General features: G+C 69.6%; 10 protein-coding genes. 6 read left to right on the top strand and 4 right to left on the bottom strand.

The genetic code is table 11. The features are described from left to right. Positions 1–86 precede the first annotated feature (86 nt). The gene (locus ACFWDI_RS40270; protein ID WP_385311997.1) at positions 87–854 is read left to right on the top strand and encodes an endonuclease/exonuclease/phosphatase family protein; all 768 of its coding nucleotides are present in this window, start codon (positions 87–89) and stop codon (positions 852–854) included. Positions 855–926: 72 nt separating this feature from the next. Here ACFWDI_RS40270 and ACFWDI_RS40265 read toward each other — a convergent pair whose 3' ends face one another. Both ACFWDI_RS40265 and ACFWDI_RS40260 read right to left on the bottom strand, forming a co-directional pair. After that, complete coding sequence (locus tag ACFWDI_RS40265; protein ID WP_385311995.1) at positions 927–1,505, bottom strand: hypothetical protein; 579 nt, start codon at positions 1,503–1,505, stop codon at positions 927–929. Further along, a complete protein-coding gene (locus ACFWDI_RS40260; RefSeq protein ID WP_385311993.1) occupies positions 1,498–2,277 on the bottom strand; it encodes an alpha/beta hydrolase in 780 nt (259 codons plus the stop codon). Before ACFWDI_RS40260 ends, ACFWDI_RS40265 begins: the two co-directional genes overlap by 8 nt. Before the next feature lie 202 nt (positions 2,278–2,479). Between ACFWDI_RS40260 and ACFWDI_RS40255 the strand changes: the two genes are divergently transcribed. The 4 genes from ACFWDI_RS40255 to ACFWDI_RS40240 all read left to right on the top strand — a co-directional run bounded on the left by ACFWDI_RS40255 (position 2,480) and on the right by ACFWDI_RS40240 (position 6,362). After that, positions 2,480–3,241 (top strand): lysophospholipid acyltransferase family protein, encoded by a 762-nt coding sequence (locus tag ACFWDI_RS40255; RefSeq protein ID WP_362675471.1) that lies wholly within the window; start codon positions 2,480–2,482, stop codon positions 3,239–3,241. A 30-nt stretch (positions 3,242–3,271) separates the two neighbouring features. Then, entirely contained in the window at positions 3,272–4,483 is a 1,212-nt protein-coding gene (macS, locus tag ACFWDI_RS40250; protein WP_385311991.1) for a MacS family sensor histidine kinase, read from the top strand. Further along, entirely contained in the window at positions 4,480–5,190 is a 711-nt protein-coding gene (locus ACFWDI_RS40245; RefSeq protein ID WP_385311989.1) for a response regulator, read from the top strand. Before macS ends, ACFWDI_RS40245 begins: the two co-directional genes overlap by 4 nt. A 143-nt stretch (positions 5,191–5,333) precedes the next feature. After that, positions 5,334–6,362: a 6-phosphofructokinase gene (locus ACFWDI_RS40240; protein WP_385311986.1), complete on the top strand. Its 1,029-nt coding sequence runs from the start codon at positions 5,334–5,336 to the stop codon at positions 6,360–6,362. A gap of 126 nt (positions 6,363–6,488) precedes the next feature. Here the strand turns inward: ACFWDI_RS40240 and ACFWDI_RS40235 are convergent, their stop codons facing one another. Together ACFWDI_RS40235 and ACFWDI_RS40230 are read right to left on the bottom strand one after the other, a co-directional pair. Continuing rightward, positions 6,489–8,432 carry an anthranilate synthase family protein gene (locus ACFWDI_RS40235; protein ID WP_385311985.1) on the bottom strand — a complete coding sequence of 648 codons (1,944 nt, stop codon included), beginning with the start codon at positions 8,430–8,432 and terminating at the stop codon, positions 6,489–6,491. A gap of 103 nt (positions 8,433–8,535) precedes the next feature. After that, complete coding sequence (locus ACFWDI_RS40230; protein WP_351454571.1) at positions 8,536–8,592, bottom strand: trp operon leader peptide; 57 nt, start codon at positions 8,590–8,592, stop codon at positions 8,536–8,538. A 174-nt stretch (positions 8,593–8,766) separates the two neighbouring features. Here ACFWDI_RS40230 and ACFWDI_RS40225 point away from each other — a divergent pair, with 174 nt between their 5' ends. Further along, the gene (locus ACFWDI_RS40225) at positions 8,767–10,119 is read left to right on the top strand and encodes a class II 3-deoxy-7-phosphoheptulonate synthase (protein WP_385311984.1); all 1,353 of its coding nucleotides are present in this window, start codon (positions 8,767–8,769) and stop codon (positions 10,117–10,119) included. Positions 10,120–10,157: the final 38 nt, after the last annotated feature.

The following is a 10,157-nucleotide window of genomic DNA, read 5'->3' as shown; positions in this document are numbered from 1 at the left end:
GGCCGAATGTCGGCCCGCCCGGCGATTGAGGTCTGTGGCCTGGGGCGAAGCCCCGGAAAAGGCCCGCGCCGTCGTATCTTGCTCATATGGCGATCACCGCGCTTCCCGACTCCCGCACCGAGCCGGACGGTTCGGCCGTGATCCGGGTACTCAGCTACAACATCCGCTCGATGCGCGACGACGAGGACGCACTGGCCCGGGTGATCCGCGCCTGCCGGCCCGACCTTGTGTTCATCCAGGAGGCGCCGCGCTTCTTCCGCTGGCGCAAGCACGCCGCGCGGCTCGCGGCCAAGAGTGACCTTGTGATGCTGACCGGCGGAGCGACAGCGACCGGGCCGATGCTGCTCTGCTCGCTGCGCGCGACCGTGGAGCGTACGGAGGATGTGCTGCTGCCGCTCACTCCAGGCCTGCACCGGCGGGGCTTCGCCACGGCGGTGGTACGGATCGGGGCAGCCCGGATCGGGCTGCTCAGCTGTCATCTGAGCCTGCAGACGGACGAGCGCTACGCACAGTCCGGGATGCTGCTGGACCGGCTGACGGCGATGGACGTGCCGTACGCGATCGTGGCCGGCGACCTCAACGACCGGCCCACCGGACGGAGCTTCCGCCGGCTGGCGGCGGAGCTGCAGGACTGCTGGGCGGTCGCGCCATGGGGTGGCGAGTACACCTCGACACCCGATAACCCGCATCAGCGGATCGACGCGATCCTCGCGACCGAGGGCGTCCAAGTGCTGGGCTGCGGAGTGCCGTTGGACCTCCCGGGCATCACCGGGTCCGACTTGCGCGCGGCGACGGACCACCTGCCGGTGCTGGCGGCGCTGCGCGTCCCCGCGGTCGGAGCGCATGCCGCCTGAACCGTGGCCGGCAGAAAGAGATCAGCAGAAGCATTCGGCAGAAGGAAGCAGAAGGAATCAGCAGTAAGGAATTCAGACGACCGCGCCGCGGCCCGGGTCGTCGTCCTCGTCGTCGTCATGCGACATCCGCGCCACCAAAGTCGCGAAACCGCCCAGGAAGCCGCCGACGCACACCGTGGTCAGCCACCACGTCATGTCCCACTGCAGCAGCACGGCGACCAGCATCAGCACCGGGCCGCCGACGACCGCGAGCCAGGCGAACTTGGCCGTGACATCCGCATCCGGCAGTGGCGGCGGCTCCGGCGGTACGAAGTGGCCCTCGTCACTCTCGTCGAGGTCGTCGTCCTTCGCCTCGGCCACGCCGTAGTCGCGCGGGCCGCCGACACCGGGCGCGAAGGTGATCGAGCTGCCCAGCGCGGGCCTGTCCGCATCGGAGTCGGGCCCGGCCCCGGACTCCGGGGACTCGTCCTCCGGATCGTCAGGCGCCTCGTTCACCTCGGCCTCGAGCATGGCGAGGTCCTCCACCGACTTGAACGGCTTGGCGCCCGGCGGGTCTGCCGGCTCCTCGCCGTACCCGGCGACGATGGCCGCCCAGGCGGCCTCCTCGTCTATCGGCTGCGGCTCGCGGTCCGCATCGTGCTGCTCAGCCACCGGTCGTGCTCCCCTTCTTTCCGACACTCGGAGCGAGCCGGCCGATGAACGCATAACTCTCGTCGAAAATCCGCTCCGCATCGTGGTCCAACGTCGCCACGTGGTAGCTCTGTTCCAGCAGGATCTCGGAAACATCCGTGGACGAGACCCGGCTGAGGATCCGGGCCGAGTCGACGGGCGGCACCACATGGTCCTGCGGGCTGTGCAGCAGCACCATCGGCTGGGTGACCTGCGGCAGCTCGCCGTCGACCAGCCGGAAGAACTTCCGCAGCGAGTGCGCGGCATGCAGCGGCACCCGGTCGTACCCGACCTCCTCCGAGCCCGCCAAGGCGATATCGCTCGTCAGACCCTTTGTCGTACGCACGAAGTGGCGGGCGACCGGCAGCGCGTACGCCGACAGGCCGTGCACCTTGTTCGCCGGGTTCACCACGACGATTCCACTGACCGCGTCACCGTGCTTCGCGGCGAGCCGCAGCGTGAGCGCCCCGCCCATCGAGAGCCCGAAGACGAAGACCTGGCTGCACCGCTCCTGCAGTACCCGCAGCTCGCGGTCCACCTCCGCGTACCAGTCCTGCCAGCCGGTGACCTGCATGTCCTGCCAGCGCGTGCCGTGCCCGGGCAGCAGCGGCAGGGACACCGTGAGGCCGCGCTCCGCCAGATACTCGGCCCAGGGACGCAGCGACTGCGGGGAACCTGTGAAGCCGTGACAGAGAAGGACGCCGACATCTCCGCCTTCGTGGCGGAACGGCTCGGCTCCAGGGAGGACCGGCACCGGGGTCTCCTTTCGGGGTTGGGGGCCCACGGCGAAGCCGCTGATGTGACAGCCCCGGTAGGTCACAGCGTGAGTGTCTGAAGGTGTACTTCACCGTACGCGACCGGACTGACACCGACCAGATCCGTAGGCCCCCCAGAGCGGGGAGCACGGGCCCACCCCGGGATAAGGTCTGTTCGACAGCACACAGGAGGCACACGAGTTGATCTACGGCGCAATGAAGCTTTCCCTCGGGGGCTCGCTGAAGCTTGCCTTCAGGCCTTGGGTGGAGGGCCTCGAGAACATTCCCGCAGAGGGACCGGCGATCCTCGCGAGCAACCATCTGTCCTTCTCGGACTCGTTCTTCCTGCCCGCGGTCCTGGACCGCAAGGTCACCTTCATCGCCAAGGCGGAGTACTTCACCTCGCCGGGCGTGAAGGGCAAGCTCACGGCCGCCTTCTTCAAGGGCGTCGGACAGCTCCCGGTGGACCGTTCGGGTGCCCGCGGCGCGGGTGAGGCGGCGATCAAGGCCGGTATAGAGGTCATCGAGGGCGGCGGTCTGTTCGGTATCTACCCGGAGGGCACCCGCTCGCCGGACGGCCGCCTGTACCGCGGCAAGCCGGGCGGCCTCGCGCGCGTGGCGCTCGCCACCGGCGCTCCTGTCATCCCGGTCGCCATGATCGACACCGAGAAGATCCAGCCGCCCGGCAAGGTGATACCCAAGCTGATGCGCCCGGGGATCAGGATCGGCAAACCGCTCGACTTCAGCCGCTACCACGGCATGGAGAGCGACCGCTTCATCCTCCGCTCGGTGACCGACGAGGTCATGTACGAGATCATGAAGCTTTCCGGCCAGGAGTACGTCGACATCTACGCGACCGCCGCGAAGCGGCAGCTCGCGGAGGAGAAGGCGGTGGCGGAGAAGGCCGAGAAGGCGGCGGCGAAGGCGAACAAGGCAGGGAAGACGGAACGCCCGGCCGCGTAGCCGCGTCGTCCGTCCCGGGGGTGGGGGGAAATGGCCAAGCGCGAGCGTGTCGTGCGGATGTCGGTCGAGCTGCCGCTGTGGCGTGCGCTCGCCGCCTACCGCGTACTGACGATGATCTACGCGGTGCTCCTCTTCGTCTTCACCCGCAGCAAGTTCGAGCACCCCTGGGTCGCGGTCGCCGTCCTCGCGGTGATGGCCGTCTGGACGCTGGTCACGCTCCCCAAGGTCACCAACGCCACCCGCTGCACCAAACGCTTCCTCGTCGCCGACCTCACCATCGCGCTGACCGGCATCATGCTCACGCCGCTCGCCGACGCCCAGGCACAGACCGTCGACGGCCCCACCCTGCCGACGATATGGACCGCGGGATCCGTCCTCGCCTTCGCCATCAAGGGCGGTTGGCGCTGGGCGGGCTTCGCGTCCTCCTTCGTCGCCGTCGCCAATATCGTCGAGCGCGGCCACCCCAGCCGGGACACCTTCCACAACGTCCTGCTGGTCTGGGTCGCCTCCATCGCCATCGGTTACGTCGTCGAGGTCGCCCGCGCCTCCGAGCTCACCCTCGCCCGCGCCCTGGAGATCGAGGCCGCGACCCGCGAGCGGGAACGGCTGGCCCGCGACATCCACGACAGCGTGCTCCAGGTGCTGGCGATGGTGCAGCGGCGCGGCACGGCACTGGGCGGCGAGGCCGCAGAGCTGGGCAGAATGGCCGGGGAGCAGGAGGTCGCCCTGCGCACCCTGGTCTCCAGCGGTCTGGTGCCCGCCACGCGCGCCTCCGAGGACTGCTCGCTCGGCGCCCTGGTCCGTACCGTCGACGTCGACGACGATCCGCCCGGCGGACCCGAACTGCGTGATCTGCGCTCGCTGCTCGCCCGGCACGCCGGGTCGAAGGTGACCTTCTCGGAGCCGGGCGCCCCGGTGCTGCTGCCGGCCGGCGCGGCGGCGGAGCTCGCGGCCGCTGTCAGTGCCGCACTGGACAATGTCCGCAGGCATGCGGGCGAGGAAGCCCGGGCCTGGATCCTGGTCGAGGACTGGCCGGAAGAAGTGATCGTGACGGTACGGGACGACGGCCCGGGCATCCCGGAGGGCAGGCTCGCGCAGGCCGAGGGGGAGGGGCGGCTCGGTGTCGCGCTCTCGATCCGCGGGCGGCTGCGGGATCTGGGCGGCAGGGCCGAGCTGATCTCGGTGCCGGGCCAGGGCACAGAAGTCGAATTGAAGGTTCCACGGGGGAAGGCAGGGAAATGACGAACCAGCAGGTGGGCGGTAGGACGGACCCGCAGACGGACCGGCAGACGATCAGGGTGATGGTCGTCGACGACCACCCGATGTGGCGGGACGCGGTTGCCCGCGACCTGGCCGCGGCCGGGTTCGACGTGGTGGCGACGGCGGGCGACGGGCCGCAGGCGGTGCGCCGCGCCAAGGCCGTCGCGCCCGATGTTCTCGTCCTCGACCTCAATCTGCCCGGGATGCCGGGCGTCCAGGTCTGCAAGGAGCTCGTCGGCTCCCACCCCGCCCTGCGCGTCCTGGTCCTCTCCGCGAGCGGTGAGCACGGCGACGTACTGGAAGCGGTGAAGTCCGGCGCCACCGGATATCTGCTCAAGTCGGCCAGCACGGACGAGCTGACGGACGCAGTGCGGCGCACCGCCGTCGGCGATCCGGTCTTCACGCCGGGCCTCGCGGGCCTCGTGCTCGGTGAGTACCGCAGGCTCGCCTCCGACCCCGTACCCGCGTCCGGCGCCGACGAGCCGAAGGCCCCGCAGCTGACCGAGCGCGAGACCGAGGTGCTGCGGCTGGTCGCCAAGGGGCTCTCGTACAAGCAGATCGCCGAGCGTCTGGTGATCTCGCACCGCACCGTCCAGAACCACGTCCAGAACACCCTCGGCAAGCTCCAACTGCACAACCGCGTGGAGCTCGTGCGGTATGCCATCGAGCGGGGCCTCGACGACGCGTAACCCCCGCCCCCTACTCGTACGAGTGAAAGCGGACTTCAACCTCCTCGTGGCGCACAGGAATTGACCCTTCGTCCCATCCCGTAGTGACCTGCGTCACCATTAGCGTGGCGGTCCTAAGGCTCACCAGGCGAAGGGAAGTTTCCATGCGCGTCGGAGTACTGACCGGGGGCGGCGACTGCCCCGGGCTCAACGCGGTCATCCGTGGCGCCGTCCGCAAGGGCGTGCAGGAGTACGCGTACGAATTCGTCGGCTATCGCGACGGCTGGCGCGGGCCCCTCGAAGGCGACACGGTTCCACTCGACATCCCGGCCGTACGCGGCATTCTGCCCCGCGGCGGCACCATCCTCGGCTCTTCGCGCACCAACCCCCTCAAGTCGGAGAACGGCATCCGCCGGATCAAGGAGAACCTCGCCAAGAGTGAGGTGGACGCGCTGATCGCGATCGGCGGCGAGGACACCCTCGGCGTCGCCGCGCGGCTCCACGACGAGTACGGCATCAACTGCGTCGGTGTGCCCAAGACCATCGACAACGACCTGTCCGCCACCGACTACACCTTCGGCTTCGACACGGCGGTCGGCATCGCGACCGAGGCGATCGACCGGCTCCACACCACCGCCGAATCACATATGCGCGTCCTGGTCGTCGAGGTGATGGGGCGGCACGCGGGCTGGATCGCGCTCCACTCCGGTCTGGCCGGCGGCGCCAATGTCATCCTCATTCCGGAGCAGCGCTTCGACGTCGACCAGGTCTGCGCCTGGGTGACCTCGCGTTTCAAGGCCAGTTACGCCCCGATCGTCGTGGTCGCCGAGGGCGCCATGCCCAAGGACGGCGAGGCGGTCCTCAAGGACGGCTCGCTCGACTCCTTCGGCCATGTCCGGCTCTCCGGCGTCGGCGAGTGGCTGGCCAAGGAGATCGAGCGGCGTACCGGCAAGGAGGCCCGCACCACCGTCCTCGGCCATGTCCAGCGCGGCGGCACCCCGAGCGCCTTCGACCGCTGGCTGGCCACCCGCTTCGGCCTGCACGCGATCGATGCGGTGCGGGACGGGGACTTCGGCAAGATGGTCGCGCTGCAGGGCACGGACATCGTGCGGGTACCGATCGCGGAGGCCACGGCCAAGCTGAAGACGGTCGACCCGAAGCTGTACAAGGAGGTCGGGGTCTTCTTCGGCTGACGGTTGCTGTTCCCCTCGGGCGTGTCCTCAATCGCCGGACGGGCCGACTTTGTCAGCCTCGCCGGCGATTGAGGCGCGGGGTCTGGGGCGGAGCCCCAGTTACGGGAAGGGGCGGGGTGGGGAAAATCAGGCCCGGCCGACTCGCGAGGTCGAGGCGAGGAGGCCGTGGATCACCTCCGGGCCCCGCATCGTCAGTACGGACTCCGGATGGAACTGGATACCCGCGAAGCCTGTGCCCCGCAGGGCGTGTACCTCCGCCGAGAGGGGATCGCGGGCCACCTCGACCCCGTGCGCCTCCAGCTCCGCCGCCGCCGCGTCGTCGCAGCGCGCCGTGAAGCTGTTGTAGAAGCCCACCGTCTCCGCACGCCCGAAGAAGTCGATCCGCTCCTGCGCCCCCTGGTACGGCGCGTCCTTGCGTACGATCTCCAGGCCGAGCTCGGCCGCCATCAGCTCATGTCCCAGGCAGACGCCCAGCAGACCGTGGCGGTGATCGCGCAGCAGATCCGCTGCGAGCGAGCGCAGGAAGCGCATCTTCGGATCGCCCGCGTCGGCCGGATTGCCCGGTCCCGGACCCAGCACCACCGGACCTGTGTGCGACAGTGCCGATTCCCGCAGGCCCGCCTCGTCGTACCGACGCACTGTCACCTCCAGGCCGGTGGAGCGCAGCAGATGCGCCAGCATCGCGGTGAAGGTGTCCTCGCCGTCGACGACCAGGGCGTGGCCGGTCAACTGGGCGCTGCGTTCCTGCATCCGCAGCCAGAAGGGCGCGAGGCCGGCGCGGCGGGCGTCCAGGGCGGCCCGCACCCGCGGGTCGTCGGCGAGCTTCGGGCGCTCGGCGTGCTCCTTGGGCCGCCCGGGACGCACCCCCAGCGCGGCCAGTACACCGGCCGCCTTGGCATGCGTCTCGGCGACTTCGCCCGCCGGGTCGGAGTGCCGGACCAGGGTCGCCCCGACCGGTACCCGCAGGAATCCTTCGGCGTCGATGTCGGCGGTACGGATCAGAATGGGCGAGTCGAGGGTCTGCGCGCCGACCTGTCCTTCCCCGCCACCCGCGTTCTTGCCGATCAGCGCCAGCGCGCCCGCGTAGTAACCGCGCCCGCCCACCTCGTGCCGCTCGATGACCCGGCAGGCGTTCTGCACCGGCGATCCTGTCACCGTCGCCGCGAACATGGTCTCCCGCAGTACGTCCCGTACATCCAGGGAGCTCTTGCCCCTCAACTCGTATTCGGTGTGCGCGAGATGGGCCATCTCCTTGAGCCGGGGCCCGACGACGACACCGCCCATGTCGCCGACGGTGCACATCATCTTCAGCTCCTCGTCGACGACCATGGAGAGCTCCTCGCGCTCCTTGCGGTCGTCCAGGAAGCCGAGCAGCGCCTCGGGGGTCGGGCCCTCGGGCGGATAGCGGTACGTCCCGCTGATCGGATTCATCACGACAGTGCCGCCGCTCATCCGGACATGGACCTCGGGGGAGGCGCCGACCAGGGTGCGCCCACCCGTCTCCCGCCGCCGCCCTTCCGAGGAAGGCCCTTCGGGCCCCCTGTTTCCCGTGTGCACGACAAAGGTCCAGTACGCACCGCGCTCGCCGGCCAGCAGCCGCCGGAACAGGGCCAGCGCGTCGGCCCGGCCGAAGTCCGGGATCCTGCCGGTGTACGTACGGCGGATGACGAAGTTCGCGCCCTCGCCCTGTCCGATCTCGTCCTCGATGACCCGCCGGACGATGCCTGCGTACTCCTCGTCGTCGACGTCGAAGGCCCCGCCCTCGACCCGTACGTCGTGCGCGGGCAGTCCCTCCAGGGCTTCGGCGAGCGGGAGTTCATGCCTCTCGTCGGCGACGAGCACGGTCAGTGGCGTCCCGTCGTCGCGTACGTCGAAGCCGCGTTCCCTGATCTGGCGGAACGGGATCAGGGCGAGCGAGGGGCGGTCGCCGACCGGGATGTCGGCGAGCCGCTCGGCCTCGTGGACGGTGCCGATCAGAACCTCGACGGTGTCGTGGTCGTGGCCGGGGGTGCGTCTGCGCAGCAGGGCGAAGGGCGGGCAGTCGTCGTCCAGCAGTCGGCTGATGAGCATGCGTCGTGTTCCTTCCGGGTGGGAGGAACGGCCGCTTTCCCGGGACCCGGGAAACACTGAAGGCCGCCCCTCGGGCGGCCTTCGCGATTGGGTGTACGCGCAGTCAGTGGGCCGCCGGATGAGCGGTCCACCACCAGTTCTGAGTCGGTTGCGCGAACATGACGCCGACCATAACGCATCGCGCCGCGCCGAACCCCGCCGAGGTGACGGATCCGGTCGGATTCGGTACGGACAGCAGTCTCGGTACGGACAGGGGTGCGCCTCCGAGTCCACTCCTGTCTCATTTGGTGGGCGGTCGGAGGTACGCCCGCAGAGACCCCGTAATGTTGACGGCGTGACCGTGAACGCTAAGACCACCACTGCCGGTGGCAACACCTGGCGAGACCTGCCCGCGGCGCAGCAGCCCGAGTACCCCGATGCCGAGGCTCTGCGCGATGTGATCGCGGACCTCGAGGCGTATCCGCCGCTCGTCTTCGCGGGCGAGTGCGACCAGCTGCGCGCCCGACTGGGAGCCGTTGCCAAGGGCGAGGCGTTCCTGCTGCAGGGCGGCGACTGCGCCGAGGCCTTCGACGCGGTCTCCGCCGACCAGATCCGCAACAAGCTGAAGACCCTCCTCCAGATGGGCGCGGTGCTCACCTACGCCGCGTCCGTCCCGGTGGTGAAGGTCGGCCGGATCGCCGGCCAATACTCCAAGCCGCGCTCCAAGCCGACCGAGACCCGCGACGGCGTGACGCTCCCGACCTACCGGGGCGATTCCGTCAACGGCTTCGAGTTCACCGAGGCGGCCCGCATCCCGGACCCCGAGCGGCTCAAGCGGATGTACAACGCCTCCTCCGCGACGCTCAACCTGGTGCGCGCCTTCACCACCGGCGGTTACGCCGACCTGCGGCAGGTGCACGCCTGGAACCAGGACTTCGTGAAGTCGTCCCCCTCCGGGCAGCGCTACGAGCAGCTCGCGCGGGAGATCGACAACGCGCTCAACTTCATGAAGGCATGCGGCACGGACCCGGCGGAGTTCCGTACGGTCGAGTTCTACGCCTCCCACGAGGCGCTGCTGCTCGACTACGAGGGCGCGCTGACCCGCACCGACTCGCGGACCGGCCAGCTGTACAACACCTCCGGCCATATGGTCTGGATCGGTGAGCGCACCCGCCAGCTGGACGGGGCGCACATCGAGTTCGCCTCGCAGATCCGCAACCCGATCGGTGTGAAGCTCGGCCCGACGACCACGGTCGACGAGGCGCTGCAGTACATCGACAGGCTCGACCCCGAGCGCGAGCCGGGCCGGCTGACCTTTGTCGTCCGTATGGGCGCCGACAAGGTCCGCGACAAGCTCCCCGAGCTGGTCGAGAAGGTCACGGCCTCCGGCGCCACCGTGGCGTGGGTGACCGACCCGATGCACGGCAACACCTTCGAGGCGGCCTCGGGCCACAAGACCCGCCGCTTCGACGATGTGCTCGACGAGGTCAAGGGCTTCTTCGAGGTCCACAAGGCGCTCGGCACGCACCCGGGCGGCATCCATGTCGAGCTCACCGGTGACGATGTCACCGAGTGCGTGGGCGGCGGCGACGAGATCTTCGTCGACGATCTCCACCAGCGCTACGAGACGGCCTGCGACCCGCGGCTGAACCGCAGCCAGTCCCTGGACCTGGCCTTCCTGGTCGCCGAGATGTACCGGGACCAGTAGTCCGATGTACGAGTGTGGGGCGCGGATCGATGTGATCC

The sequence above is a fragment of the Streptomyces sp. NPDC060064 genome, assembly GCF_042736455.1.
Classification (GTDB): Bacteria; Actinomycetota; Actinomycetes; order Streptomycetales; family Streptomycetaceae; genus Streptomyces.
This window is presented reverse-complemented; position numbering and strand designations above follow the sequence as displayed.

What these genes read in the sequence shown, in the direction of transcription:
- ACFWDI_RS40240 (WP_385311986.1), top strand. Translation starts at nt 5,334, where the DNA reads ATGCGCGTCGGAGTACTGACCGGGGGCGGCGACTGCCCCGGGCTCAAC.
- macS (WP_385311991.1), top strand. Translation starts at nt 3,272, where the DNA reads ATGGCCAAGCGCGAGCGTGTCGTGCGGATGTCGGTCGAGCTGCCGCTG.
- ACFWDI_RS40235 (WP_385311985.1), bottom strand. Translation starts at nt 8,432, where the DNA reads ATGCTCATCAGCCGACTGCTGGACGACGACTGCCCGCCCTTCGCCCTG.
- ACFWDI_RS40270 (WP_385311997.1), top strand. Translation starts at nt 87, where the DNA reads ATGGCGATCACCGCGCTTCCCGACTCCCGCACCGAGCCGGACGGTTCG.
- ACFWDI_RS40245 (WP_385311989.1), top strand. Translation starts at nt 4,480, where the DNA reads ATGACGAACCAGCAGGTGGGCGGTAGGACGGACCCGCAGACGGACCGG.